Annotated in this window: 23 protein-coding genes; 13 read left to right on the top strand and 10 right to left on the bottom strand. The window is 70.8% G+C overall.

Annotated elements, in window-relative coordinates; all coding sequences use genetic code 11:
* Positions 1-249: 249 nt before the first annotated feature.
* The 3 genes from ACIRHA_RS25600 to ACIRHA_RS25590 form a co-directional block, all read right to left on the bottom strand.
* Positions 250-1,788, bottom strand: a complete 1,539-nt coding sequence (locus ACIRHA_RS25600; protein WP_403850052.1) for a leucyl aminopeptidase — start codon at positions 1,786-1,788, stop codon at positions 250-252.
* Between the two features lie 167 nt (positions 1,789-1,955).
* The gene (locus tag ACIRHA_RS25595; protein WP_403850049.1) at positions 1,956-2,729 is read right to left on the bottom strand and encodes an adenosylcobinamide-GDP ribazoletransferase; all 774 of its coding nucleotides are present in this window, start codon (positions 2,727-2,729) and stop codon (positions 1,956-1,958) included.
* A gap of 164 nt (positions 2,730-2,893) precedes the next feature.
* Positions 2,894-3,958 carry a nicotinate-nucleotide--dimethylbenzimidazole phosphoribosyltransferase gene (locus tag ACIRHA_RS25590; protein ID WP_403850046.1) on the bottom strand — a complete coding sequence of 355 codons (1,065 nt, stop codon included), beginning with the start codon at positions 3,956-3,958 and terminating at the stop codon, positions 2,894-2,896.
* Positions 3,959-4,193: 235 nt separating this feature from the next.
* Here ACIRHA_RS25590 and ACIRHA_RS25585 point away from each other — a divergent pair, with 235 nt between their 5' ends.
* Positions 4,194-5,279, top strand: a complete 1,086-nt coding sequence (locus ACIRHA_RS25585; RefSeq protein WP_403850043.1) for a class I SAM-dependent methyltransferase — start codon at positions 4,194-4,196, stop codon at positions 5,277-5,279.
* A gap of 16 nt (positions 5,280-5,295) precedes the next feature.
* Here ACIRHA_RS25585 and ACIRHA_RS25580 read toward each other — a convergent pair whose 3' ends face one another.
* Positions 5,296-6,525, bottom strand: a complete 1,230-nt coding sequence (locus tag ACIRHA_RS25580) for a bifunctional adenosylcobinamide kinase/adenosylcobinamide-phosphate guanylyltransferase (RefSeq protein WP_403850040.1) — start codon at positions 6,523-6,525, stop codon at positions 5,296-5,298.
* Positions 6,526-6,618: 93 nt separating this feature from the next.
* Between ACIRHA_RS25580 and ACIRHA_RS25575 the strand changes: the two genes are divergently transcribed.
* A complete protein-coding gene (locus ACIRHA_RS25575; protein ID WP_403850038.1) occupies positions 6,619-6,852 on the top strand; it encodes a hypothetical protein in 234 nt (77 codons plus the stop codon).
* Between the two features lie 144 nt (positions 6,853-6,996).
* Here the strand turns inward: ACIRHA_RS25575 and ACIRHA_RS25570 are convergent, their stop codons facing one another.
* A complete protein-coding gene (locus tag ACIRHA_RS25570; RefSeq protein WP_403850165.1) occupies positions 6,997-7,704 on the bottom strand; it encodes a class I SAM-dependent methyltransferase in 708 nt (235 codons plus the stop codon).
* A gap of 101 nt (positions 7,705-7,805) precedes the next feature.
* Entirely contained in the window at positions 7,806-8,402 is a 597-nt protein-coding gene (locus tag ACIRHA_RS25565) for a DUF3043 domain-containing protein (RefSeq protein ID WP_403850035.1), read from the bottom strand.
* A gap of 252 nt (positions 8,403-8,654) precedes the next feature.
* On the opposite strand from ACIRHA_RS25565, the gene ACIRHA_RS25560 reads away from it, so the two are divergent.
* The 5 genes from ACIRHA_RS25560 (at position 8,655) to ACIRHA_RS25540 (ending at position 15,459) form a co-directional block, all read left to right on the top strand.
* The gene (locus ACIRHA_RS25560) at positions 8,655-9,455 is read left to right on the top strand and encodes a PspA/IM30 family protein (RefSeq protein WP_403850032.1); all 801 of its coding nucleotides are present in this window, start codon (positions 8,655-8,657) and stop codon (positions 9,453-9,455) included.
* Between the two features lie 35 nt (positions 9,456-9,490).
* Complete coding sequence (locus tag ACIRHA_RS25555; protein WP_403850029.1) at positions 9,491-9,769, top strand: hypothetical protein; 279 nt, start codon at positions 9,491-9,493, stop codon at positions 9,767-9,769.
* A gap of 400 nt (positions 9,770-10,169) precedes the next feature.
* The gene (locus tag ACIRHA_RS25550; RefSeq protein WP_403850026.1) at positions 10,170-11,444 is read left to right on the top strand and encodes a sensor histidine kinase; all 1,275 of its coding nucleotides are present in this window, start codon (positions 10,170-10,172) and stop codon (positions 11,442-11,444) included.
* A complete protein-coding gene (locus ACIRHA_RS25545; protein WP_403850024.1) occupies positions 11,441-12,139 on the top strand; it encodes a response regulator in 699 nt (232 codons plus the stop codon). The genes ACIRHA_RS25550 and ACIRHA_RS25545 overlap by 4 nt, the downstream gene beginning before the upstream one ends.
* Before the next feature lie 179 nt (positions 12,140-12,318).
* Positions 12,319-15,459, top strand: coding sequence for an efflux RND transporter permease subunit (locus ACIRHA_RS25540; RefSeq protein ID WP_403850022.1), 3,141 nt, complete (start codon positions 12,319-12,321; stop codon positions 15,457-15,459).
* A 194-nt stretch (positions 15,460-15,653) separates the two neighbouring features.
* Here the strand turns inward: ACIRHA_RS25540 and nadA are convergent, their stop codons facing one another.
* Positions 15,654-16,871: a quinolinate synthase NadA gene (gene nadA / locus ACIRHA_RS25535; protein ID WP_403850019.1), complete on the bottom strand. Its 1,218-nt coding sequence runs from the start codon at positions 16,869-16,871 to the stop codon at positions 15,654-15,656.
* 239 nt (positions 16,872-17,110) lie between these two features.
* Here nadA and ACIRHA_RS25530 point away from each other — a divergent pair, with 239 nt between their 5' ends.
* Positions 17,111-17,467 carry an iron-sulfur cluster assembly accessory protein gene (locus tag ACIRHA_RS25530; RefSeq protein ID WP_326024164.1) on the top strand — a complete coding sequence of 119 codons (357 nt, stop codon included), beginning with the start codon at positions 17,111-17,113 and terminating at the stop codon, positions 17,465-17,467.
* Positions 17,468-17,535: 68 nt separating this feature from the next.
* On the opposite strand, the gene ACIRHA_RS25525 is transcribed toward ACIRHA_RS25530, so the two are convergent.
* Positions 17,536-19,032, bottom strand: a complete 1,497-nt coding sequence (locus ACIRHA_RS25525; protein WP_403850017.1) for a hypothetical protein — start codon at positions 19,030-19,032, stop codon at positions 17,536-17,538.
* 72 nt (positions 19,033-19,104) lie between these two features.
* Positions 19,105-19,314, bottom strand: a complete 210-nt coding sequence (locus ACIRHA_RS25520) for a hypothetical protein (RefSeq protein WP_403850014.1) — start codon at positions 19,312-19,314, stop codon at positions 19,105-19,107.
* A 133-nt stretch (positions 19,315-19,447) separates the two neighbouring features.
* Between ACIRHA_RS25520 and ACIRHA_RS25515 the strand changes: the two genes are divergently transcribed.
* Complete coding sequence (locus tag ACIRHA_RS25515; RefSeq protein WP_403850012.1) at positions 19,448-20,422, top strand: carbohydrate kinase family protein; 975 nt, start codon at positions 19,448-19,450, stop codon at positions 20,420-20,422.
* Positions 20,423-20,523: 101 nt separating this feature from the next.
* Here ACIRHA_RS25515 and ACIRHA_RS25510 read toward each other — a convergent pair whose 3' ends face one another.
* Complete coding sequence (locus ACIRHA_RS25510) at positions 20,524-21,906, bottom strand: cysteine desulfurase/sulfurtransferase TusA family protein (RefSeq protein WP_403850009.1); 1,383 nt, start codon at positions 21,904-21,906, stop codon at positions 20,524-20,526.
* A gap of 466 nt (positions 21,907-22,372) precedes the next feature.
* On the opposite strand from ACIRHA_RS25510, the gene coxB reads away from it, so the two are divergent.
* The 4 genes from coxB (at position 22,373) to ACIRHA_RS25490 (ending at position 26,846) form a co-directional block, all read left to right on the top strand.
* Positions 22,373-23,332, top strand: coding sequence for a cytochrome c oxidase subunit II (coxB, locus tag ACIRHA_RS25505; protein WP_266720448.1), 960 nt, complete (start codon positions 22,373-22,375; stop codon positions 23,330-23,332).
* Positions 23,329-25,059 (top strand): cytochrome c oxidase subunit I, encoded by a 1,731-nt coding sequence (gene ctaD, locus ACIRHA_RS25500; protein WP_403850006.1) that lies wholly within the window; start codon positions 23,329-23,331, stop codon positions 25,057-25,059. Before coxB ends, ctaD begins: the two co-directional genes overlap by 4 nt.
* On the top strand, positions 25,056-25,454 hold the full coding sequence (locus tag ACIRHA_RS25495; RefSeq protein ID WP_403850004.1) for a cytochrome c oxidase subunit 4: 399 nt from the start codon (positions 25,056-25,058) through the stop codon (positions 25,452-25,454). The genes ctaD and ACIRHA_RS25495 overlap by 4 nt, the downstream gene beginning before the upstream one ends.
* A 135-nt stretch (positions 25,455-25,589) precedes the next feature.
* Positions 25,590-26,846 carry an Ig-like domain-containing protein gene (locus ACIRHA_RS25490; protein ID WP_403850002.1) on the top strand — a complete coding sequence of 419 codons (1,257 nt, stop codon included), beginning with the start codon at positions 25,590-25,592 and terminating at the stop codon, positions 26,844-26,846.
* Positions 26,847-26,920 lie beyond the last annotated feature (74 nt).

The following is a 26,920-nucleotide window of genomic DNA, read 5'->3' as shown; positions in this document are numbered from 1 at the left end:
TCTTCGCCGACCGGGCGGCGGTGTGTTCGGCCGCTCGTTCTTTCGGCCCTGGATGAGGGCCCTGTCCTGCCGTACCCCATCCTCGCACTTGTCGGCGGGAGTCGGGACGTCGGGCTCCGGGGTGAGACGGCTGTTACACCGGAAACAGCTGTGACGAGCGGGGACAAACGCGCGGATTTCGTTCAAAGCGAACAGCCCCCGGTGCCGTGCACCGGGGGCTGTTCAGCGGTTTCGTGCTGTCGGCGACGCTCAGCCGAGGTCGCCGGCCGCCGTCCGCTCCGCGAGACGGACCAGCGTGCGGACCGCGGAACCCGTGCCGCCCTTCGGCGTGTAGCCGAACGGGGCCGACTCGTTGAAGGCAGGGCCCGCGATGTCGAGGTGGGCCCACGTGATGCCCTCGCCGACGAACTCCTGGAGGAACAGGCCCGCGACCAGGCCGCCGCCCATCCGCTCGCCCATGTTCGCGATGTCGGCGGTCGACGAGTCCATGCCCTTGCGCAGGTCGGCCGGGAGCGGCATCGGCCAGGCCGGCTCGCCGACCTCCTCGGCCGCCTCGTGGATCGAGCCGCGGAAGGCGTCGTCGTTGGCCATGATGCCGAAGGTGCGGGCGCCGAGCGCGAGCATCATCGCGCCGGTCAGCGTCGCGACGTCGACGATCGCGTCCGGGGCCTCCTCGGAGGCCTTGGCGATGGCGTCGGCGAGCACGAGGCGGCCCTCGGCGTCCGTGTTGAGCACCTCGACCGTCTTGCCCGAGTACATGCGCAGCACGTCACCGGGGCGGGTGGCCGAGCCCGACGGCATGTTCTCGGCGAGCGCCAGCCAGCCCGTGACGTTGACCTCGAGGCCCAGGCGGGCGGCGGAGACGACGGCGGCGAACACGGCGGCGGCGCCGGCCATGTCGCACTTCATCGTCTCGTTGTGACCGGCCGGCTTCAGCGAGATGCCGCCCGAGTCGTAGGTGATGCCCTTGCCGACGAAGGCGAGGTGCTTCGCGTTCTTGCCCGCCTTGGCGCTCTTGTACGAGAGCTTCACCAGGCGCGGGGCCGAGGCGGAACCGGCGCCGACGCCGAGGATGCCGCCGAAGCCGCCCTTCTCCAGGGCCTTCTCGTCGAGCACCTGCACCTTGATGCCGTGCTCCTTGGCCGCGGCCTGGGCGACGGCGGCGAAGGACTCCGGGTTCAGGTCGTTCGGCGGGGTGTTGATCAGGTCGCGGGCGCGGTTGAGCTCCTCGGCCACCGCGACGGCGCGCTCGATCGCCGCCTTGTACGCCTTGTCGCGGGCCTTGCCGCCGAGGATCGCGATCTCGGCGAGCGGCGCCTTGCCGTTCTTCGGGGTCCCCTTGTCGTCGGAGACCTCCTTGTAGGTGTCGAAGGAGTACGCGCCGAGCAGGGCGCCCTCCGCGATCGCGCCGGCGTCCTCGGCGTCGTCGACCGGCAGCGCGAACGCGGCCTTCTTCGAACCGGCCAGGGCGCGGGCCGCGACACCGGCGGCGCGGCGCAGCGTCTCGCTGTCGTACGCGCCGCCCTTCTCGGGCTCGCCGCCGAGACCGACCGCCAGCACGATCGGCGCCTTGAAGCCGGACGGCGCGGGGAGCTTGGTCGCCTCGCCCTCGCCGCCACTGGCGCCGAGGGTCTCCAGGACGGAACCGAGCTTTCCGTCGTACGCCTTGTCCACGGCTTCCGCGCCGTGCGCGACGACCGGGCCCTTGTCGCCCTTGACGACGCCGACGACGATCGCGTCGGCGCGGAGGCCGGTCGCGGCGGCGGTGCTGAGAGTCAGAGCAGTCACGGTGGTGAGGTCCCTCTTTCATCGGTGGGGCCGGCTTCTTTGCCGGGGCCGGGGGGTAGTTGGCCCGCCCGGGGCTGAGCCTACGCCCGTCGTTCTTGGGGTGCTTCGTCCAGGTGCGCCCAGCCGCTGGGGCGCTGCCCCCGCTGGCTCTCGTCCAAGAGCGAGGCTTAAAGGCCCAGGGCCAGGATCACCAGGGACGTCGTGGCGGCGGTCTCGGCCAGGGCGCCGAATACGTCGCCCGTTACGCCGCCGAAGCGGGAGACGCAGCGGCGGGAGAGGAGTTCGGCCGCTGCACATCCCAGTACGACGGCCAGGGCGGCCTGTACCGAGAGTGCCGCGGCAGCCGCGACCACCACCGCCCCGGCGATCAGCGCCGCCCGCCGCGACACCGTCTCCGCGACCGCCGCGCCGAGGCCCTCCGGGCGGGCGGCCGGGACGCCGGTGCGGGAGGCGAAGGTCAGGGCGAGGCGCGCGGTCACCGCGGAGACGGTCGCGGCGAGGGCGCCGCGCCACCACGACTGGCCGAACTGGTCGGCCAGGACAGCGACTTGGGCCAGCAGGGCCAGGACGAGCGTGACCACACCGAAGGGGCCGATGTCCGACTGCTTCATGATCCGCAGCGCGTCGTCGGCGGGTTTTCCGCTGCCCAGGCCGTCCGCGACGTCCGCGAGCCCGTCGAGGTGCAGCCCGCGGGTCAGCGCCGCGGGCACCGCGACGGCGGCGACGGCGGCGAGGAGCGCGTTCGCCCCGAGGAAGGTCAGCGCCACGCCGGCCGCGGCCGCGGCGAGACCGACGGCCAGGCCGGCGAACGGGGCGCAGAGCATTCCGAGGCGGGCGGCTTCCCGGTCCCAGCGGGTGACCTTCACGCGGAGGACGGTGAGGGTCCCGAACGCGAACCGTATGCCGTCCGGCAGGGAGGCGGGGGAGGTCGTTGCGGGCACCGGGGGAGATTACCTGGCGCCCGCCATTCCCCCACCCCACCCCTTCCCGAAAGCCCTGCCGGACGGGCCTGCTCAAGCGCCGCAGGGGCTTGATGGATCAAGCCCCGCCGGCGATTGAGGCGCGGGGTCCGGGGCGGAGCCCCGTGGCGTGGGGGACGGTCGGCCTAGGCGGGCTGTTCCGTGGCGGCAGCCTCCGGGAGCTCCGCTGCCAGCGCGGCCGCCGCCTGGACCAGGGGGAGGGCCAAGAGCGCCCCCGTACCACCGCCCACCCGCACGTCCTGGTCGAGAAGGACGTCCATGGCCATCCGGTCGAGCGCCTTCGCCTGCGCCGGTTCGCCGGAGGCATGCGCGGCCAGCCACCAGTCGGGGGCGCGGAACGCCACCCGCTGCCCGACGAGCGCGCAGGCCGCGGAGACCACACCGTCGAGAAGCACAGGCGTACGCCGCACCGCGCACTGGAGCAGGAACCCGGTCGCCGCCGCGAGATCCGCGCCGCCCACCGTGGCGAGCAGCTGGAGCTGGTCGCCGAGGACGGGCCGGGCCCGCCGCAGCGCGTCCCGGACCGCCGCGCACTTGCGCATCCAGGCGAGGTCGTCGATGGGGTCGCCGCCGCGCCCGGTGACGACGGACGCGTCCGTGCCGCACAGCGCGGCGATCAGCGTGGCCGCCGCCGTCGTACCGCCGACGCTGATGTCGCCGAGGACGACGAGATCCGTACCGGAGTCGGCCTCCTCGTCGGCGACCTCCATCCCCGCGCGGAACGCCGCCTCCGCCTCTTCGAGGGTGAGCGCGTCCTCGGTGTCGATGCGCCCCGAGCCGCGCCGCACACGTCGGTCGTCGACGGACTTGGGCAGCTCGTCGGGCTCGCAGTCCAGGGAGAGGTCGACGACCCGCACGCCGACGCCGAGCCGGCGCGCGAGCACCGCGCCCGTGGAGGCGCCCTCGACGACGTCCCGGACGAGACCGACCGCGCTGCCCGCGGCCCGCTTCGACACATCGAGTCCGGCCACGCCGTGGTCGCCCGCGAAGAGGACCACGCGCGGCCGCGCGACCGGTCGTACGGGCACCGCGCCCTGGGCGGCGCTCAGCCACTCGCCCAGTTCGTCGAGGCGGCCGAGGGCGCCCGGCGGCACGGCGAAGCGGGCCCTGCGCTCCTCGGCATCGCGGCGGGTCCCGCCGTCGGGGCGCTCGATCAGATCGGTGAAGTCGTCGAGGTTCAGCGAGCTCATTCGCCGAACAGTACCGGCCGTCGCGGGGGTCTGGCCCCAGCTGCACCGTCCGTCACGGGACATGACAGGGCCCACCGATGGGTGCGTCCTTCCGGCGGACGGTGGCGACGGCCGGTGAGTCGCCTCCGGAGTGTCATGAACTGCTCGTAGATGATCGGTTGCGCTCATGTTCGCGTCGAATTGTCTTATATCGCGCGCTTGTTGCGGCAACGCAGACCATGACTGGAGGCCTCCCTTGACCGCCCCCGCCCCCGCCCCCGCCACCCCCCAGGCCGTCGCCGAGCGCCGCCCCGCCTATCTCAGCGAACTCGCCCAGGGCACCGAGCGCTTCCACGAGCCGCGCCGCCCCGACTGCCCCTGGTGCGGCAGCACCCGCCTCCGTACCCGCCTGCGCACCACCGACCTCCTCCAGCACAAGCCAGGCAGCTTCACCCTCGTCCAGTGCGGGTCCTGCGCCCACTCGTTCCAGAACCCCCGCCTCACCCCCGAGGGCCTGGACTTCTACTACCGGGACTTCCGCGAGGGCCGCTACGCCGACCAGGCCGAGTGGATCTTCCGCGCGCGCACCTCCGCCCACCGCGACCGGTCCCGCGCCCGCGCCCTCGCCGCGTTCAGCGAACCGGAGAGCTGGCTCGACATCGGCACCGGCCAGGGCCACTTCCCCGCCGCCGCCCAAGAGGTCCTGCCGTACACGGCCTTCGACGGCCTCGACAGCGGCGAAGGCGTCGAGGAGGGCCGCAGGGCGGGCCGCGTCGAGCGGGCCCACCAGGGCCTGTTCACCGAGCTCGCCCCCGGACTCGAGGGCGGCTACGACGCGTTGAGCATGTTCCATTACCTGGAGCACTCCCGCGACCCGCGCGAGGAACTGAAGGCGGCGCGCCGAGTGCTGCGCCCCGGCGGGCATCTGATGATCGAACTCCCCGACCCCGAGAGCCGCTTCGCGAAGCTCCTAGGCAAATGGTGGATCTCGTACTTCCAGCCGCAGCACCTGCACCTGATCCCGCTCGCCAACCTCCGCGCCGAACTGCGCGCCCTCGGCTACACGGTCGTCGCCGTCGACCGCAGGGAGCCCCACGTCCCCATGGACCTCGCGGCCGGCCTCGCCCTGTTCGCGGGCCGGCACCTGCCCGACGCCGACGACCCGTGGCGCACCAAGGCCCCCGGCGGGGCCCAGCGTGCCCTGCGCAAGGCCCTGACGTACGCCGTCGCGCCCGCGTTCCTCGCCGCCTGTGCGGCAGACCGGCTCCTCGCGCCATTCGCCCGCCGCACCCGCTTCTCCAACGCGTACCGGGTGATCGCGCGCCGCGACCCGGACGCGTAGGCAGGGCGGATCCGGGTCAGCCGCGCAGCGCGAGCGGCTGACCCGCGACGACGAGCAGCACGTGCTCGCACTCGGCCGCGAACGCCGCGTTCAGGCGGCCCAGTTCGTCCCGGTAGCGGCGCCCCGACGCGGTGGCGGGCACGATCCCGGACCCCACCTCGTTCGAGACGGCGACGACGGTACGCCGCGTGCGCCGAACGGCATCGACCAGCTCGGCTACCCTCTCCCGCAGCGCCTTCTCGCCACCGCCCGCCCACTCGGCGTCGTCCCAGGCCCCGACCTCGTCCATCGCGTACGTCAGCCACAGCGACAGGCAGTCGACGAGCAGCGGGGCCGAGTCGCCGGTGTGCTCCGGATCCTCAAGGAGCGGTACGAGATCGCAGGTCTCCGCCGTCCGCCAGGACCCCGGCCGCCGCTCCCGGTGCACGGCCACCCGCTGCGCCCACTCCGTGTCCCCGCCGCGCGTCCCGCCGGTCGCCACGTACAGCACATCGGGGAACGCCTCCAGGCGCCGCTCGGCCTCCACCGACTTCCCGGACCGCGCCCCGCCGAGCACCAGCGTCCTGCGCGGCACGTCGGGCACGTCCTCGTACGTGCCGACGTCCAGGGTGGTGCCGTCGGGCACGGCCCGCGCGCCCGCGGCCGCGAGCCGCCGCGCGAGCTCCGGGCCCGGAAAGACGTCGTGGTCCAGATGGACGGCGAGGACATCGGTGGTCGGGCCGATCGCGCCCGCGGAGCGCAGCCGGGCGAGCGCGTCGGGGCGGCCGACGACATCGGCGAGCACCATCTCGTACGGCGCCCGTGACGCCCGTGTCTGCGGATCGTCGAATCCCGCGGGCGCGGTGCCCGGCGGCAGATAGAGCAGCCGCTCGCCCTCGGGACCCGTCACCTCGTAGCCGGTGCCCGGTGCGTCCAGGGCGAGCGCCCGCACCCGGTGCCCGCTCATGAGCGCCAGCTCCCGGCCGTCCGGCACCCGGCCGGGCTGCGGGAGCCCCGCGGGCACTTCGACCGCCGGCCCGTCGTGCGGATGCGAGAGCAGCACCTGCCGTACGCCGCCGAGGCTGTGCCCCGAACGGGCCGCGGCGAACGCGGCTCCCGGCGTCAGGTCGAGCAGCAGCGTCCCGTCGATCAGGACCGCCGTCGCGGCACGGGAGTCGCGGCCGAGCGCGGTCGCGCAGGCGGCGCAAGGGCAGTCGGGGCGGGGCAGCCCAGCGGGGCCGCCGGTGCCGAGCAGTGTCAGTTCCACAGGAAGATCCTCCCGCGCCCCCTTGATCGCCGCGCGCCCGGATAGGCTTCCGGGGACAGCGGCACAGCGGACGTCCGAGACCGGGAGGCTGGCATGGCGGCGTGGACGTGGCGGTTCGAGAAGTCCGACGGGACGGAGGTGTCTCCGGCGGTACAGCCCGAGGAGTTCACCACGCAGGGGGATGCGGAGTCCTGGGTCGGTGAGTACTGGAAGCAGCTTGCGGACGGGGGTGCCGACCAGGTCACTCTCCGTGAGGACGACAAGGTCATCTACGGCCCGATGAGCCTCCACGCGGAGGACGCGAATTCGGGCTCCGCCGGCGAGTGAGACGCGGGGCCAATCAAGCCCCGCCGGCGATTGAGGCGCGGGGTCTGGGGCAGAGCCCCGGGCCTCAGCCACGGCGCCGTTCGTGACGCCTCGGGGCTCTGCCCCGGACCCCGCTGCTCAATCGCCGCAGGGGCTTGACTTGGGTTACCCGCGGACTCCGCAGAGGTGGAAGAGCGCGGCCACCCGGCGGTACGGGTCCGAGCGGCCCGCCCGCTCCTCCGCGGCGAGCAGCGTCTGGAGCTCCCCGTGCTCCGGCACCCCCGCGCCATCCGCCGCCTGATCGGTGAAGACCCGCACCCCGTACCAGGCGTGCAACGGCGCCCCGATCCCCGCGAGGGACTCCGTCAGCGCGTCGAGCCGGTCGGCCCTCACGTCGAGCCCGAGCCGGTTCGTGTACTTCGTCGACTCGAAGGCGCCGAGCGCGCCGATCCAGTCACCGGCGAGCCCCGGCCGCATCGCGAGCGCGTCCCCGTTGCGCACGACGAGGGAGAGCAGGCCGCCCGGCGCCAGCATCCGGGCCAGGCCCGCGAGCAGCGCGTCGGGCTCCTCGACGTACATCAGCACGCCGTGACAGAGCACGACGTCGAAACTGCCCGGCAGGAAGTGCACTCCGGTGTCCATGCCGTTGCCCTGCACGAGCCGGACCCGGTCGCGGACCCCCTCGGGCTCCGCGGCGAGCGTCCGGCCCGCCACGGCGACCATCTCCGGGTCCTGCTCCACGCCGGTCACCTTGTGCCCGGCGCGGGCCAGGCGCAGGGCCTGCGTGCCCTGGCCCATCCCCACGTCGAGCACCCGCAGCCGCTGACCGACGGGGAACCGCGCGGCCAGCTGCTCGTCGAGCTGCCTGGCCACGAGCTCCTGGCGCACGATGTTGCGAAGCCCGCCGAGCTTGTCAAGCCAGGAGTGCACCGCCTCACCGGCGAAGGCCTCCGTGGCCTGCGTGCTGTCCGTGCTCAGGGCCGCTCTCCGCGCTTGACCTGCGGCTTCGGCAGGCGCAGCCGCTTCATCTGGAGCGTGCGCATGAGCGCGTACGCGACGGCGCCCTTGCGGCGCTCGTTCGGGAACTTCTCCGCGAGGATCTTCTTCAGGCGGAAACCGGTCACGGCCGAGTCGACCACGATCGCGACGATCACGAACAGCCACAACAGCAGCGCGATGTTCTGCAGCGAACCGACGCGGATCATGCTCAGGACGAGGATGACCACCGCCATCGGCAGGAAGTACTCGGCGATCGCGAAGCGCGAGTCGACGAAGTCGCGCGCGAACTTGCGCACCGGACCCTTGTCACGGGCCGGCAGGTAACGCTCGTCGCCGTTGGCCAGCGCCTCTCGCTGGCGCTGCATCGCGGTGCGGCGCTCGTCGCGCGAGCGGGAGCGGGCCTCCTTCGGTGACGTCTTGGTGTTGGCCACGCTGCGGCGCGGCGTCTGGGCCTCGCTGCGCTTCGGCGTGGGGCGGCCCTTGGGCGCCTGGGGGTCTCGGGGCTGCTTGGACATGGTCACCTTGGCCTGCGCGGCCTGGGCCTTGTCGTCCTTTGATCGGCTACGGAACACAATCGCCAGGGTACGTGGTGGTCATGCATCGACCACAGGCCAGTGGGGAACGATCCGGCAACGTCCCGCGTCCCTCCGTCAGGGGTCATCTACTCCTTGCGCCGGATCGGGGCCGGAAGCAGTCGTCCTCGGGGATGAGCGCATCCGTACCTGAACAGTGCGGTAATAGAGGCAGGACCCGTACTGTGGTTTCTGTCGCAGTGCTGGAGCTGGACCAACGCTGGATCTGTCAGAAGGGGGCGCGCGAAGCCCATGAGCGGTGTCATGAAGCGTATGGGGATGATCTTCCGCGCGAAGGCGAACAAGGCCCTTGACCGGGCCGAGGACCCGCGCGAGACCCTCGATTACTCGTACCAGAAGCAGCTGGAGCTGCTCCAGAAGGTACGCAGGGGGGTCGCGGACGTGGCGACGTCCCGCAAGCGGCTGGAACTGCAGCTCGGCCAGCTCCAGTCCCAGTCCTCCAAGCTCGAGGACCAGGGCCGCAAGGCGCTCGCGCTCGGCCGGGAGGATCTCGCCCGCGAGGCCCTGTCCCGCCGTGCCGCGCTCCAGCAGCAGGTCACGGACCTGGAGACGCAGCACCAGACGCTGCAGGGCGAGGAGGAGAAGCTCACCCTCGCGGCCCAGCGGTTGCAGGCGAAGGTCGACGCCTTCCGCACCAAGAAGGAAACGATCAAGGCGACGTACACGGCGGCGCAGGCGCAGACCCGGATCGGCGAGGCGTTCTCCGGCATCTCCGAGGAGATGGGCGACGTCGGCATGGCGATCGAGCGCGCCGAGGACAAGACCGCCCAGATGCAGGCGCGGGCCGGCGCCATCGACGAACTGCTCGCCTCCGGCGCGCTCGACGACTCGTCCGGCCTCGCCAAGGACGACATCCAGAGCGAGCTGGACCGGCTTTCCGGTGGTACGGATGTAGAGCTGGAGCTGCAGCGCATGAAGGCGGAGCTGTCCGGTGGCTCGTCCTCGTCGCAGCAGGCGCTCGAGGGCGGACAGGAGCAGGGTCAGCCTTCGCAAGCGCAGCCCCAGGACACCCCGCGTTTCGACAAGCAGTAGTGCCTGTAGAGCTGTAGTGCCTTGAGGAGGCCGACATGATCGTCCGGATCATGGGGGAGGGCCAGGTGGAGTTGGCGGACGACCACTTCACCGAACTCAACAAGCTCGACGACGAGCTCCTCGCGGAGATGGAGAGCGGCGACGAGGCGGGCTTCCGCCGTACGCTCGCCGCTCTCCTGGACGCGGTCCGCCGTCTGGGCGCTCCGCTGCCGGACGACGCCCTGGAGCCGTCGGAGCTGATCCTGCCGGCGGGCGATGCCACGCTCTCCGAGGTCCGCGACATGCTCAGCGACGACGGGCTGATCCCGGGGTAGCGCCAACTCAAGCCCCGCCGGCGTTTGAGGCGCGGGGTCTGGGGCAGAGCCCCAGGGCGCAACCACGGCGCCGGTCGTGACGCCACGGGGCTCCGCCCCGGACCCCGGGGGGGCCGCGCCCCCCGGGGGGGGGGGGCCGCGGGGGGGGGGGCGCCCCCCCCCCCCCCCCCGCCCCCGGCCCGGGGGCGGCCGCGGGGGGGGGGGGGGGCCCCCCCCCCCCCGGCGCAACCACGGCGCCGGTCGTGACGCCACGGGGCTCCGCCCCGGACCCCGCTGCTCAATCGCCGCAGGGGCTTGAATGGTCCCGTTGCTCAATCGCCGCAGGGGCTTGATTTGCCCACCCGCTGCCTTGGGCAATCAGCCAGGTCCCACCGGCAGGTGACCCGCTACCGTGAACCCGGTGAACCGCTTTGTACGGTGGGCCAGGACGTATCCGCTGGCTCTGGACGCCGCTCTCGCGTTCGGTGTGCTGCTCTGCATGGTCGCCGGCTCCTTCGTCGACCCGCACGGCCCGGAGGGAACGTACGCCTGGGGTGCCAGAACCCCGAACGTGCTCAGCCTCGTCCTGATGCTGCTCGGCGCCGCCGCCCTCGTGTTCCGCCGCCGCGTCCCCTTCCCCGTACTCGCCGCGACGTCCACCGTCTCCGTGGTCGAACTGGTCACAGGCGACCCCCGCGCCCCCGTCGTGATGTCCGCGGTCGTCGCCCTCTTCACGGTCGCCGCCACCACGGACCGCCCCACCACCTGGCGCGTCGGCCTCGCCTCGATGGCGGTGCTGACCGGCGTCGCCATGTTCGCGGGGCCGCTGCCCTGGTACTCCCAGGAGAACCTCGCGATCTTCGCGTGGACCGGCATGGCCGCGGCCGCGGGCGACGCGGTCCGCTCCCGCCGCGCCTTCGTCACCGCGATCAGGGAGCGCGCCGAACGGGCCGAACGCACCCGCGAGGAGGAGGCGCGGCGCCGCGTCGCCGAGGAGCGGCTGCGGATCGCCCGCGACCTGCACGACGTCGTCGCCCACCACATCGCGCTCGTCAACGTGCAGGCCGGCGTCGCCGCACACGTCATGGACCGGCGGCCCGACCAGGCCAAAGAGGCCCTCGGTCACGTCCGCGAGGCCAGCCGCTCCGCGCTGGGCGAACTCCGCGCCACGGTCGGCCTGTTGAGGCAGACCGGGGATCCGGAGGCGCCCACGGAGCCCGCCCCCGGGCTCGACCGGCTCGACGACCTCGTGGACACCTTCCGGCACGCCGGGCTGCCCGTCGAGGTGGCCCGCGCGAAGGACGCCCCCGCCCTGCCCGCCGCCGTCGACCTCGCCGCCTTCCGCGTCGTGCAGGAAGCCCTGACGAACGTACAGAAGCATGCGGGCCCCGACGCCAAGGCCGAGGTCAGCGTCGTGCGCGTGGGACCGAACGTGGAGATCACCGTCCTCGACAACGGCCCCGGAGCCACGGCCGCGTACGGCGACCACCCCAGCGAACCGGACGAGCCCGAGGCGAACGGCGGGCACGGCCTCCTCGGCATGCGCGAACGCGTCACCGCGCTCGGTGGCGCTCTCACCGCGGGACCGCGCTACGGCGGCGGTTTCCGCGTCCATGCGATCCTTCCGACCAAGGCCCGCACCAGCGGCGCCGACCCCGCCGTGGGCACCAACACCTCCGAGGACGCCACCACATGACCAGCGCAACGATCAGGGTCCTCCTCGCCGACGACCAGGCCCTGCTGCGCAGCGCCTTCCGTGTGCTCGTGGACTCCGAACCCGACATGGAGGTGGTGGGAGAGGCCTCCGACGGTGCCGAGGCCGTGCGGCTCGCCCGCTCGGAGCGCCCCGACGTCGTGCTCATGGACATCCGGATGCCCGGCACCGACGGCCTCGCCGCCACCCGCGAGATCAGCGCGGACCCTGCCCTCGGCCACGTACACGTCGTGATGCTGACGACGTTCGAGGTCGACGAGTACGTGGTGCAGTCGCTGCGGGCCGGCGCCTCCGGCTTCCTCGGCAAGGGCGCCGAACCCGACGAGCTGCTCGGCGCCGTGCGGATCGCGGCCGCGGGCGACGCCCTGCTCTCGCCGCTGGCGACCAAGGGCCTGATCGCCAAGTTCCTCGCGCAGGGGGACGGTTACGAGGAGGGGGCGCGCCCCACGGACGGCAGCGGCGCGCGGCTCGCCGCGCTCACCGGGCGCGAGCGGGAGGTCCTCGTCCAGGTCGCGGGCGGCCACTCCAACGACGAGATCGCCGAGCGCCTCGAGGTCAGCCCGCTCACCGTGAAGACCCACGTCAACCGCGCCATGGCCAAGCTGGGCGCCCGCGACCGCGCCCAACTCGTCGTCATCGCGTACGAATCGGGCCTGGTCCGTCCACGGGTGGAGTGACCCTTACGTGCCGCGTACTACGGGCGCAGTAGGCGGCGGGCAAGAACGGGACCTGGGAGCGACGAATCGGGTCGCACGCATGACCGAAGGTGGACCGTGGGTCCCTCGAGCCCGACACCGCACCGGTTGTCATGGCACGGACCCTCATCTTCCGCTCACGTCCCACGGAGACCCGATCCATGTCCTGGCTGTCGAAGTTCAGCCTCGCTCAACGCGCCCTCATCGGGCTGATCTCGATCATCGCGATCGTCTTCGGTGCGATCGCGATCCCTCAGCTCAAGCAGCAGTTGCTGCCCTCGATCGAACTGCCCATGGTCTCCGTCATCGCCCCCTACCAGGGCGCGTCCCCGGACGTGGTGGAGAAGCAGGTCGTCGAGCCTCTTGAGAACTCCATCGACGCGGTCGACGGAATCACCGGCGTCACGTCGACGGCCAGCGAGGGCAACGCCCTGGTGATGGCCCAGTTCGACTACGGCTCCGAGGGCAGCAAGCAGCTCGTCGCCGACGTCCAGCAGGCCGTCAACCGGGCCCGTGCCCAACTGCCCGAGGACGTCGACCCGCAGGTCGTCGCCGGTTCGACCGACGACATCCCGACCGTCGTCCTCGCCGTCACCTCGGACAAGGACCAGCAGGCGCTCGCCGACCAGCTCGACAAGTCCGTCGTGCCGACGCTGAAGGACATCGACGGCGTCTCCCAGGTCACCGTCGACGGCGTCCGCGACCTCCAGATCGACATCACGCCCAGCGACCGGAAGATGGCCGCGGCCGGCGTGAACGCCCAGGCGCTCGGCGAGACCTTGAAGGCCGGCGGCGCCACCATGCCGGCGGGCTCGCTCGACGAGGCGGGCAAGAACCGCACGGTGCAGGTCGGTGGCGGCTTCACGTCCCTGAAGCAGATCCAGGACCTGATGATCACGGGCGAGGGCGTCAAGAAGCCCGTACGCCTCGGTGACGTCGCCACGGTGAAGCAGCAGCCGTCCACGGCCGACTCGATCACCCGCACCGACGGCGAGCCCAGCCTGTCGCTCGCGGTCACCATGGACCAGGACGGCTCCGCGGTCGCCATCTCCAAGGCCGTCAAGGACAAGCTGCCGCAGCTGAAGGACGACCTGGGCTCCGGCGCCGAGGTCACCGTCGTCAGCGACCAGGGCCCGGCCGTCTCGAAGTCCATCTCGGGACTGACCACGGAGGGCGCGCTCGGCCTGCTCTTCGCGGTCATCGTGATCCTGATCTTCCTGGCGTCGCTGCGCTCGACGCTCGTGACGGCGGTCTCCATCCCGCTGTCCGTGGTCCTCGCGCTGATCGTCCTGTGGACCGGCGACCTGTCGCTCAACATGCTCACGCTCGGCGCGCTGACCATCGCGATCGGCCGCGTCGTCGACGACTCGATCGTGGTCCTGGAGAACATCAAGCGCCATCTCGGCTACGGCGAGGAGCGCAGGGAAGCGATCCTCAAGGCCGTACGCGAGGTGGCCGGGGCCGTCACGTCCTCGACCCTCACGACCGTCGCGGTCTTCCTCCCGATCGGCCTGGTCGGCGGCATGGTGGGCGAGCTGTTCGGCTCGTTCTCCATCACGGTGACGGCGGCGCTCCTCGCGTCCCTGCTCGTGTCGCTGACGGTCGTGCCCGTCCTCTCCTACTGGTTCCTGCGCCCGCCCAAGTCGGCCCGCGGCGTCGACCCGGAGGAGGCCCGGCGCAAGGCCGAGGAGAAGGAGGCGCGCTCCTGGCTGCAGCGGATCTACGTTCCCGTGCTGCGCTTCGCGACGCGTCGCCGCTTCACGAGCCTGCTCATCGCGGTGGTCGTGCTCGTCGGCACGTTCGGCATGGCGCCGATGCTCAAGACGAACTTCTTCGACCAGGGTGACCAGGAAGTCCTCTCCATCAAGCAGGAGTTGCAGCCCGGCACCAGCCTGTCGGCGACCGACGCCGCCACGAAGAAGGTCGAGAAGATGCTCGCGGGCATCGACGAGATCGAGGACTACCAGGTCACCATCGGCTCCTCCGGCTTCATGGCCGCCTTCGGCGGCGGCACCGACACCAACCAGGCGTCGTACCAGGTGAAGCTGAAGGACAGCTCGACGTACGAGGCCACGCAGAAGCGCATCGAGCGCGAGCTCGGACAGCTCTCCGGCGTGGGTACGACGACGCTCGGGGCCGGTGGCGGCTTCGGCAGCCAGGACCTGTCCGTGGTCGTGAAGGCCGCCGACGGCGATGTGCTGGACAAGGCGTCCGAGCAGGTCCGCGACGCGGTCGCCGGGCTCGACGGCGTCAGCGACGTCACCAGCGACCTGTCGCAGTCCGTGCCGCGGATCTCGGTGAAGGCCAACGCGAAGGCGGCCGCCGCCGGGTTCAACGACACGACGCTCGGCGCCGCCGTCACCCAGTCCGTGCGCGGCACCACCAGCGGCAAGGTGACGATCGACGACACCGAGCGCGACATCGTCGTGAAGTCGGCGAAGCCGGCCACCACGATGGCCGAGCTGAAGAAGCTGCCGATGGGCCCCGGTGGCGTCACGCTCGGCGACATCGCCACGGTGAAGACGGTCGACGGTCCTGTCTCGATGACCCGGATCGACGGCGCCCGCGCGGCGACGATCACGGCGAAGCCGGACGGCGACAACACGGGCGCGGTCAGCGCCGACCTGCAGACGAAGCTCGGCTCGCTGGATCTGCCGAAGGGCGCCACGGCGACCATCGGCGGCGTCAGCGAGGACCAGGACGACGCGTTCAAGAACCTGGGCCTGGCGATGCTCGCGGCGATCGCGATCGTCTTCATGCTCCTGGTGGCGACGTTCCGTTCGCTGGCCCAGCCGCTGATCCTGCTGGTCTCGATCCCGTTCGCGGCGACCGGCGCGATCGGCCTGCTGGTCGCGACCGGCACGGCGATGGGCGTGCCCGCGATGATCGGCATGCTGATGCTCATCGGCATCGTGGTCACGAACGCGATCGTCCTGATCGACCTGATCAACCAGTACCGGGCTCAGGGGCTCGGTGTGGTCGAGGCGGTCGTCGAGGGCGGGCGGCACCGGCTGCGCCCGATCCTGATGACGGCGCTCGCGACGATCTTCGCTCTGCTCCCGATGGCGCTCGGCGTCACCGGCGAGGGCGGCTTCATCGCGCAGCCGCTCGCGGTGGTCGTGATCGGCGGTCTGATCTCGTCGACGCTGCTGACGCTGCTTCTCGTCCCGACGCTGTACGCGATGCTGGAGCTTCGCAAGGAGCGGCGGGCGGCGAAGCGGGCGTCGAAGCGCGGCGACGGCGGCGGACCCGGAGTTCCGCCCCAGTCCCCGGCTGCCGAGCCGGAGCCGGCGAACGCCTGACGGCTACCGCCGCCTTGGGCAATCTGCCGCCTTGGGCGGCAGATTGGGCAAGGCGGCACCCCGGTGCGGGGCGAGCGCTTCATCAGGCGCTCGCCCCGTCGCCCGGCCTCGGGGCTCTGCCCCGGACCCCGCTGCTCAATCGCCGCAGGGGCTTGATTTTGCCCACCCGCCCAAGGCGGCGGCCACCGGCACCGCTACGGCAGTGCCAGCATCCGCTCAAGGGCCAGCTTCGCGAACCCTTCCGTTTCACGGTCGACCTCGATGCGGTTGACCAGCTGGCCGTCCGCCAAGGACTCCAGCGTCCAGACCAGGTGCGGCAGATCGATCCGGTTCATGGTCGAGCAGAAGCAGACCGTCTTGTCGAGGAAGACGATCTCCTTGTCCTCCGCGGCGAACCGGTTCGCGAGTCGGCGTACGAGGTTCAGCTCCGTGCCGATCGCCCACTTCGACCCGGCGGGCGCCGCCTCCAGCGCCTTGATGATGTACTCCGTCGATCCGACGTAGTCCGCCGCGGCGACGACCTCGTTCTTGCACTCCGGGTGCACCAGGACGTTGACGCCGGGTATGCGCGCCCGCACGTCCTCCACCGACTCCAGCGAGAAGCGCCCGTGCACGGAGCAGTGCCCGCGCCACAGGATCATCTTCGCGGCCCGCAGTTCCTCGACGCTCAGGCCGCCGTTCGGCTTGTGCGGGTTGTAGACGACACAGTCGTCGAGCGACATGCCGAGGTCGCGCACCGCGGTGTTCCGCCCGAGGTGCTGGTCGGGCAGGAAGAGCACCTGGGTCGGCCCAGGGGTGCCCTGCTCGAACGCCCAGTTCAACGCCCGCTCGGCATTGCTGGACGTACAGATCGTGCCGCCGTGCTTGCCCGTGAACGCCTTGATGTCCGCGGAGGAGTTCATGTACGAGACGGGGACCACGGAGTCGGCGATGCCGGCCTCGGTCAGCACGTCCCAGCACTCGGCGACCTGCTCGGCCGTCGCCATGTCCGCCATGGAGCAGCCGGCGGCGAGGTCGGGCAGGACCACCTTCTGGTCGTCCCCGGTCAGGATGTCGGCCGACTCGGCCATGAAGTGCACACCGCAGAACACGATGTACTCGGCCTCGGGCCGGGCCGCCGCGTCCCGCGCCAGCTTGAAGGAGTCCCCGGTGACGTCGGCGAACTGGATGACCTCGTCGCGCTGGTAGTGGTGTCCGAGCACGAACACCTTGTCTCCGAGCCTTTCCTTGGCCGCGCGCGCCCGCTCCACCAGGTCCGGGTCGGACGGCGAGGGCAGGTCACCGGGGCACTCCACACCGCGCTCGCTGCGCGGGTCGGCCTCGCGGCCGAGCAGCAGGAGCGCCAGAGGCGTGGGGGAAACATCCAGGTCAACGGGGGCCTGGGGGGACTGGGCCGTGGTCACGTCACGCACCCTTTCTTCGCTCTGCTTCGACTTTTCGTCGAATTGACGCTATCTATCATACGTGCTTCACGTCAGTTTGACGATGGCAATGTCGTCGATGTGACGCAATCCGCCGGGCCTCACCCGTGCCCCGCCCGGCCACTGTGTGCGAGCATGAAGAGAAGAAGTGCGAAACCCGGAATGGATCCGGGCCCTTGCCGGTTGCACTGGTCGGCAAGCAGTCTCCGAACAACCCGGGAGAGATGTAGATGTCCGTATCGGACGAGACCACCACCGTCAGCGACGGCATCCAGCTCAGCGACGAAGCCGCGGCCAAGGTCAAGGCCCTGCTCGACCAGGAAGGCCGCGACGATCTGGCCCTGCGCGTGGCGGTTCAGCCCGGCGGTTGCTCCGGCCTGCGCTACCAGCTCTTCTTCGACGAGCGCTCGCTCGACGGCGACGTCGTGAAGGACTTCGGTGGCGTGAAGGTCGTCACCGACCGCATGTCCGCCCCGTACCTGGGCGGCGCCTCCATCGACTTCGTCGACACCATCGAGAAGCAGGGCTTCACGATCGACAACCCGAACGCGACGGGCTCCTGCGCCTGCGGCGACTCGTTCAGCTAAGTCGTACAGCTGTAAAGCGCGAAGGGGCGGCCCCACTGGGGCCGCCCCTTCGGCATTGCTCCGGGCGCTCAGCCGCGCGGTGCGGGCTCGACCCCGCCGGGTGCGTTCTTCTGCGCGTGCGGCACGCCGGCTCCGTCTGCCGCCACCACCTTCCGCTCGCCGAGTGGCGCGTCCAGCGTCACCGGCAACGTATAGAACTTCGCCAGCTCGATGCAGACGGTGCCCTTCTTCTGCGTCTCGGTGATCTTCACGCTGACCCGGCCCCCGGACTCGTCCGCCGACGCCGCGTACTTCGCGCACACGCCGCCCGTGAAGTGCAGGGTCAGGGTCCTGCCCTTGGCGCTGTAGCCCTGGATGTGCACGGTGCGGGTGTCGCCGCCGCCCGCCTTGCCGGAGGGGTCCGAGGGGGCCGATGGCGTGGGCTTCGGGCTCGGCTGTGAACTCTTCGGCGCCGCCAGGTACTTGGGCTCCACCGCCGGATACGTCACCGTGAACGCGGCGTCCGCCCCGGTGGGCCGCACCTCGAACAGCCACGAAGGCACCAGCGCCTGCCGCCCAGCGACGGTGTGCGCGGCGAGCCCGAACGTCGCTTCGGTGACGTCGACCGTCGACGGCTTCGGCGGCGGCGCGGACGCGCAGTCCTCGTTCCTGCCCTCGCCGAGCGGCACCGGACTCGCGCACCCGCCGACGGACACCCGGCCACCGGCCGCCGCCCCGTTCATCCGCTCAAGCGCTTCGCGCGCCGCGACCGTCGGATACGTGTCGCCCTTGGCCGGCGCCTTCAACCGGCCGCTCCCGCCCACCACTTGGCCGTCCGAGCCGACCTGGATCCCGGTCGACCAGCCGTACGTCGGCAGCCCGCCGACCACCGGGTCGGCGTTCACCACGCGGGTGGCGCCCATGAGTTGCCCGGCATCCAGCTCGGCGTCGTCCTGGCCGAGGGCCTTCAGGACCGGCGCGGCGGCCCGCTTCGCGGCGGCCTCGCTCACCGCGTCCTCGGCGCCGCCGCCCGTCGGGTCCGCGCACTTCGTCCCGCCCGCGCACTTGCCGCCGGTGGACGGCGCGTACCTGGAATACGTCCAGCTCCCCGGCGCCTCCCGGCTCACCTGCAACGAGGGCCCCGAACCGTCCTTGGCAGGCCCCACTTTCCAGGCGTCACCGGACCGCTGCGGCTTCCCCTGAACGTCGAGGGTCTCGGCGAGAGCACCGGCCTCGGCGGCGGTCACCTCGCCGCGGGCCCGGTATACGGGCGCCTTTCCGGGGCCCGCCGGGAGATCGCCGGTCGCCTTGTAGCGGGTGCCGTTCGGGTCGGGTTCGCCGGGCGCGATGCCGGGCGGCGCCGTCCCGGACGAAGGGGAGGCGCCCGAGTAGCCGTCCAGGGCGAGCGGCGGGGGAGTGCCGGTGCCGCCGGGCCGGGCCGACCCCTCGTCGTCGGACCCGCCCCTCGCGTTCGCCGTCAGATACGCGCCGCCGCCACCGGCCAGCAGGACGGCCGCCGCGACCGACACGACAGCCGCCGTGCGCCGTCGCCGGAGCCGGTCCCGCGTCCGCTCTTCGCCGCTCACCGCATCGCTCCTTCGCACCGGGGACACCGATGGGACGGGGCACGCGGTGGCGCGGTTCCCTTCCGGAAGCCGTCAGTCGCCGAAACCGGCCATGGAGTCGATCAGCCGCGCGGACGACTCGGGCACGACGACCCCGTGGATCCCGGCGGGCCCGGGCGCGGCGCCGTGCCGCTCGACCTCCCACGGCGCGGGCGGTGTCACCCAGTGCGGGAGCATCCGGACGCAGTCGCCGCGCAACGCCGCGAGCCCGTCATCGGTCGTGCCTGACACGTCGTAGGTCATGACGGCACGGTAGCCCTGAGGTGACATCTGAAGAAAGCCCCACTATCAGGCATTTCCCCTACTTCAACACGCGCGCTCCCAACGGGTAGCGTGAAGCGTCAATCCCTCCCCTCGCAGGAAGCGATCTCACGCCGTGCGAATCGCAGTCACCGGCTCCATCGCCACCGACCACCTGATGACCTTCCCCGGCCGCTTCGCCGACCAACTCGTCGCGGACCAGTTGCACACGGTCTCCCTCTCCTTCCTCGTCGACGACCTCGACGTACGCCGTGGAGGCGTCGGCCCCAACATCGCCTTCGGTATGGGGCAGCTCGGCACCAACCCGATCCTGGTGGGCGCCGCGGGCGCGGACTTCGACGAGTACCGCGCCTGGCTCGACCGCCACGGCGTGGACACGCACTCGGTCCGTATCTCCGAGACGCTCAACACCGCCCGCTTCGTGTGCACCACGGACGCCGACCACAACCAGATCGGCTCCTTCTACACGGGAGCCATGAGCGAGGCCCGGCTCATCGAGCTGAAGACCGTCGCCGACCGTGTCGACGGCCTCGACCTGGTCCTCATCGGCGCGGACGACCCGGAGGCGATGCTCCGTCACACGGAGGAGTGCCGAAGCCGGTCGATCCCGTTCGCCGCCGACTTCTCGCAGCAGATCGCGCGCATGGACGGCGAGGAGATCCGGACGCTCCTCGAAGGCGCCACGTATCTCTTCTCCAACGAGTACGAGAAGGGCCTCATCGAGTCCAAGACCGGCTGGACCGACGCCGAGATCCTCGGCAAGGTCGGCCACCGCGTCACGACGCTCGGCGCGCGCGGCGTGCGCATCGAGAAGTCCGGCGGGGACCCGCTCGAGGTCGGCGTCCCGGAGGAGGAGGCCAAGGTCGACCCGACGGGCGTCGGCGACGCGTTCCGCGCGGGCTTCCTGTCCGGTCTCGCCTGGGGTGTCTCGCACGAGCGTGCGGCGCAGGTCGGTTGCATGCTCGCGACGCTGGTCATCGAGACGACCGGTACGCAGGAGTACGAGCTGCGGCGGGCGCCGTTCATGGACCGGTTCCGCAAGCAGTACGGGGACGCTGCCGCTGTGGAGGTGGAGGCGCACCTGGGCTGATGCCCTGGCAGAGGTCGCGGCCGTTGCTGCTCCTTCGTCGAGCGGTGCGGCCGCGGTTCCACTGTGGTCCGGTTCTTTGCGCAGTTCCCCGCGCCCCTGGGTCAGATCCTCCTGCGCACCACGTATGTCGTGCCCCCAGTAGTGGGGTGTGGCTCTGCCCCTACGTACTCGTGGCCCTGGGTGAAGCACCAAGCGGGGATGTCGACCGCGGCCACCTCGTCGTCGGCGAGGACGGTGACCGTGCCGCCGGGGCGTACCCGGCCGATCGCCCGGCCGAGTTCGATGACCGGCTGGGGGCAGGTGAGGCCAAGGGCGTCGACGGTCGCCGACTCGGCCGTGCCCTCCGCTCCCGCCACCGGCGCGCCCAGCTTCTCCCGTACCTCGCCCACCACGCCCGGCAGCGCGTCGAGGAACCGCTCGACCTCACCGGCCTCCGTGCCCAGAGGCAGCGACACCCGTACGTTCCCCTCGCTCACCACGCCCATCGCGCGCAGCACGTGGCTGGGCGTCAGCGTGCTGCTGGTACAGGACGAACCGGATGAAACGGAGAAGCCGGCGTGGTCGAGCCCGTGCAGCAGGCTTTCCCCGTCGACGTACAGACAGGAGAACGTCACCAGGTGCGGCAGCCGTCGCACCGGATCCCCGACGACCTCCACGTCCGGCACCAGCTCGGGCACCCGGGTCCGGATCCGCTCCGTCAACTCCTTGAGCCGCGCCGCCTCGTCGGCGGCGTCCGCCCGAACGGCCCGGAGCGACGCGGCCGCGGCCACGATTCCCGGAATGTTCTCGAACCCGGCGGCCCGCCCCGACTCCCGCTCGTCGGCGGGCCCTTGCGGGGCGAACCGCGTCCCCTTCCGTACGACGAGCAGGCCGACCCCGGCCGGGCCGCCCCACTTATGGGCGCTCCCGGCGAGCACCGACCAGTCGCCGGGCACCGGGCCCCAGGCCAGGGACTGCGCGGCATCGACGAACAGCGGCACCCCGGTGTCCCGACACACCGAAGCCACGTCTTCCACCGGCTGCACGGTCCCCACCTCGTGATTGGCGGACTGCAAACAGGCCAGCGCGGTGTCCTCCCGGAGCGCGGCACGGAACGCCTCGACGGAGACGCCTCCTTCGCGCCCCACCCCGACCTGCGCCACCGACCCGCCGAGGGCCTCGTGCGCCGCGGCCGAATGGAGCACGGAAGAGTGTTCGACGGATGACACGACCAGGTGCTTTCCGGCGCGCCGCCGTCCGGCGAGCGCCCCCGCGATCCCCTCGTGCACGGCACGCGTCCCGGACGACGTGAACACCAACTCGTCGGGCCGGCATCCCACCGCCTCGGCGGCCGCCTCGCGCGCGGCGTCGAGCAGCAGCCGCGCCCGCCGCCCTTCCCTGTACAAACGGGACGGATCGGCCCACCCCTCATCAAGTGAGGCCTGCAACGCCTGCCGAGCGACAGGGTGGAGTGGAGCGGCCGACGCCGCGTCAAAGTAACTCACGCCGCAACGCTAAGGGGCAGGCAAGAAGAAATTCCCCCAGACCCCGGCCCTGCCCCACCACCGCCCCCACCACGGAGCGCACCTTCCATGGGGCGCAGGGCGACTCCACCCACGGTTGGCCGCGACTCGCGGGCCCGACCAACCCCGCCTCCCCCCAGGGGCGCGGGGAACTGCGCAACCCCAGCCACGGTGAGCCGCCACCCGCGGGTCCGGTCAACACGCCCGCCCAGGGCGTCCGCCACCCCGACCCACCGTCAGAAACCCCCAAACACGGCCCGATCCCACCCTTCGGAGTGACCCGCGGCGCGTTAGGCACCCTCCCCGCGCAACCCCAAATAGCGTCCAGTAGGGTTTGGTCCGCATAAACATCCAAACCCCTGCCCGTGTGCCAGGGCGGCGAGCGACCAGCGAGATGGCGGCCGTAGCCAACCAAAGAGCGCGGGCGAGACTCTCGGGAAGGCGCTACGTGAGTCCCAACGGCTCCGACCGCTCGTCGCGGCGCCCGATGCGGCGGAAGCTGCCGCAGGTGCTGACTGCGGGCCTGATCCTGGTAACCGCTACCGGTTGCACATACAAGGACTTCCCTCGTCTTGGTATGCCCACCCCGGTGACGGAGGAGGCCCCTAGGATCCTCTCCCTCTGGCAGGGCTCGTGGGCGGCAGCGCTCGCCACGGGCGTGCTGGTGTGGGGTCTGATCCTGTGGAGTGTCATCTTCCACCGGCGCAGCCGCACCAAGATCGAGGTTCCAACTCAGACGCGGTACAACATGCCGCTCGAGGCGCTGTACACGGTTGTTCCGCTGATCATCGTGTCGGTCCTCTTCTACTTCACCGCGCGCGACGAGTCGAAGCTTCTGAAGCTCGACGACAAGCCCGCGCACACCGTCAACGTGGTCGGCTACCAGTGGAGCTGGGGCTTCAACTACGTCGAGAACGTGCCGGGTGTCGACGGTGACGCCAAGACCTCCAAGGAGCTCTCGGCTATCCCGAAGCGCTTCAAGGAGGACTTCCCGGCGAACGCCGGTGGTGTCTACGAGGTCGGTACTCCTGGCGAGCGGAACCCGCAGACCAACAACCCCGGCCCGACCCTCTGGCTCCCCAAGGGCGAGAAGGTCCGCTTCGTTCTGACTTCGCGTGACGTCATCCACTCCTTCTGGGTGGTGCCGTTCCTGATGAAGCAGGACGTCATTCCGGGCCACACCAACTCCTTCGAGGTGACCCCCAACAAGGAGGGGACCTTCCTGGGCAAGTGCGCCGAGCTCTGCGGCGTCGACCACTCCAGGATGCTGTTCAACGTGAAGGTCGTCTCTCCTGAGCGTTACCAGCAGCACCTCAAGGACCTCGCCAAGAAGGGGCAGACCGGTTACGTCCCGGCTGGCATCGCCCAGACGGACCACGAGAAGGACCGGGAGACGAAGAACCTGTGAGCATCCTCAACGAACCCCAGGGTGCCGCGGCAGCAAGCGACTCGTACGAGAACGAGCTGCCGGCCCGGCCCAAGAGCCCCGGCGCGACGGTGATCAAGTGGCTCACCACCACTGACCACAAGACCATCGGCACGCTGTATCTGGTCACGTCGTTCGCGTTCTTCTGCATCGGCGGCGTCATGGCGCTGTTCATGCGCGCCGAACTCGCTCGCCCCGGCACGCAGATCATGTCGAACGAGCAGTTCAACCAGGCGTTCACGATGCACGGCACGATCATGCTGCTGATGTTCGCGACGCCGCTGTTCTCCGGCTTCACGAACTGGATCATGCCGCTCCAGATCGGCGCCCCCGACGTCGCGTTCCCGCGGCTGAACATGTTCGCCTACTGGCTGTACCTGTTCGGCTCGCTGATCGCGGTGGGTGGCTTCCTCACCCCGCAGGGCGCCGCCGACTTCGGCTGGTTCGCCTACAGCCCGCTGTCGGACGCGGTCCGCTCGCCGGGCATCGGCGCCGACATGTGGATCATGGGTCTGGCCTTCTCCGGCTTCGGCACGATCCTCGGTGCGGTCAACTTCATCACCACCATCATCTGCATGCGCGCCCCCGGCATGACGATGTTCCGCATGCCGATCTTCGTGTGGAACGTGCTGCTGACCGCTGTGCTGGTCCTGCTGGCCTTCCCGGTCCTGGCCGCCGCGCTGTTCGCCCTGGAGGCGGACCGTAAATTCGGTGCCCATGTATTCGACGCCAGTAATGGCGGCGCATTGCTATGGCAACACCTCTTCTGGTTCTTCGGACACCCAGAGGTGTACATCATCGCCCTACCATTCTTCGGAATTATTTCCGAAGTGATCCCGGTCTTCTCGCGCAAGCCGATGTTCGGCTACTCCGGCCTCGTCGGTGCGACGATCGCGATCGCCGGTCTCTCCGTGACGGTGTGGGCGCACCACATGTACGTCACCGGCGGCGTGTTGCTACCGTTCTTCTCCTTCATGACGTTCCTGATCGCCGTGCCAACGGGCGTGAAGTTCTTCAACTGGATCGGAACGATGTGGAAGGGCTCGCTGTCCTTCGAGACACCGATGCTCTGGACGATCGGCTTCCTGATCACCTTCACCTTCGGTGGTCTGACCGGCGTCATCCTGGCGGCCCCGCCGCTGGACTTCCACGTCTCGGACTCGTACTTCGTGGTGGCGCACTTCCACTACGTGGTGTTCGGCACCGTCGTCTTCGCGATGTTCGCCGGCTTCCACTTCTGGTGGCCGAAGATGACCGGCAAGATGCTCGACGAGCGTCTCGGCAAGATCACGTTCTGGACGCTGTTCATCGGCTTCCACGGCACGTTCCTGGTGCAGCACTGGCTGGGCGTCGAGGGCATGCCGCGTCGTTACGCGGACTACCTCGCGGCCGACGGCTTCACCGCGCTGAACACGATCTCGACGATCAGCTCGTTCCTGCTCGGCCTGTCGATCCTGCCGTTCTTCTACAACGTCTGGAAGACGGCCAAGTACGGCAAGAAGGTCGAGGTCGACGACCCGTGGGGCTACGGCCGTTCGCTCGAGTGGGCGACGTCCTGCCCGCCCCCGCGGCACAACTTCCTCACCCTGCCGCGCATTCGCTCGGAATCCCCGGCGTTCGACCTCCACCACCCGGAGATCGCCGCGCTGGACCAGCTGGAGAACGCCGCACACGGCGACAAGGCTCTTGCTAAGGAGGCCGGCAAGTGAAGGTCCAAGGCAAGATGTTCATCTGGCTGAGCCTCTTCGTCCTGATCATGGCCGGTGTCTACGGCGTGTGGTCGAAGGAGCCGGCCGGCACGACGGCACTCTTCCTGGCGTTCGGCCTGTGCATCATGGTCGGCTACTACCTGGCCTTCACGGCCCGGCGTGTCGACACCGGCGCTCAGGACAACAAGGAGGCCGACGTCGCGGACGACGCCGGCGAGGTGGGCTTCTTCAGCCCGCACTCCTGGCAGCCGCTCTCGCTGGCGGTCGGTGGCGCGCTCGCGTTCCTGGCCGTGGCGATCGGCTGGTGGCTGCTGTACTTCTCGGCCCCCATCGTGCTGTTCGGCCTGTGGGGCTGGGTCTTCGAGTACTACCGCGGCGAGAACCAGAACCAGTGAGCCTCGGCTGACCGGGGACTGAACTCCCGTACCCGAAGGGCCCGGACACTCCTGATGGAGCGTCCGGGCCCTTCGGCATGCCCCGTGCGGCTCACTCGCCGCGCTGGACGCGCGGAACCTTCTTACGGTGAGTTCATGAACCACTCACCGCGTATCCGTACGGTTCTGGGCTGCACCGTGCTGGTGGCCGCACTCGGTGCGGGCACCGCGGCATGCGGCAATTCCTCCCACCCGCTCTCCGCCGAGCCGTACGACGCGGCGAGCCAGATCTCCTTCAACGGCCCCGTGGGCAGCAGCAAGAAGGTGGACCCGGACAAGCCGCTGGAGGTCACCGCCCAGGGCGACGAGTCCCGCATCACCGACGTCACCGCCCAGGACGCCATGGGCCGCCACGTCGCGGGCGAACTCTCCGCCGACGGCACGCGGTGGCACACCACCGCCCCGCTGACCGCGGACACCCGCTACACGGTCCGGGTGAGCACCGAGGACGAGGACGGCGAGCCCGGCCGCAAGGTCCTCGGCTTCGACACGGGCCACCCGGCCAAGGAGAAGGCCCTCAAGGTCACGTTCGGCCCGCAGAAGGGCACCTACGGCGTCGGACAGCCGATCACCGCCGAACTCAACAAGCCCGTCAAGGACGAGAAGTCCCGCGCGCTGGTGGAGCGTTCCCTGCAGGTCGACTCCAAGCCGGCCGTGGACGGCTCCTGGTACTGGGTGGACAGCACCGAACTCCACTATCGGCCGAAGGGCTACTGGCCCACACAGGCGAAAATCACCGCCAGCAGCAGGCTGGCGGGCGTAAAGGTCCGGGACGGGCTGTGGGGCGGCAGCTCCAAGCCGCTGACCATCAGTACGGGTGACCGCATCGTGGCCGTCACCGACGCCTCCTCGCACTCCATGACGGTCTACCGCAACGGCAAGGAGATCAACTCCATCCCGGTCACCACCGGCAAGGCCGGCTTCGAGACCCGTAACGGCGTCAAGGTGGTGCTCGGCAAGGAGTACTACGTACGGATGCGCGGCGAGACGATCGGCATCTCCGAGGGCTCCTCGGACTCGTACGACCTGCCGGTGTACTACGCGACACGCGTCACCTGGAGCGGCGAGTACGTGCACGCCGCGCCCTGGTCCGTCGGCGCGCAGGGCTCCGCGAACGTCAGCCACGGCTGTACCGGCATGAGCACCAGCAACGCCGCCTGGTTCTACGACACCGTGCGCCAGGGCGACATCGTGAAGGTCGTCAACAGCTACGGCTCGGAGATGGACCCGTTCGGCAACGGGTTCGGCGACTGGAACGTCAGCTGGAAGAAGTGGAAGGCGGGCAGCGCCCTCACTCCGAAGGCCGACAAGCCCGACCCGGCCCTCCAGGCACGGCTCAGCCCCGAAGCCTGAGGCCGTCGGGCCGGATCAGTGTGACGTCCGACTCCCGTACGCCATCGGTGTACGGGAGTCGGCGCGTGCGGCCA

Origin of the sequence: Streptomyces sp. NPDC102360 (genome assembly GCF_044766085.1) — a bacterium.
Taxonomy (GTDB): domain Bacteria; phylum Actinomycetota; class Actinomycetes; order Streptomycetales; family Streptomycetaceae; genus Streptomyces.
The sequence above is the reverse complement of the archived record's forward strand: the minus strand, read 5'-3'. Positions and strand labels throughout refer to the sequence as shown.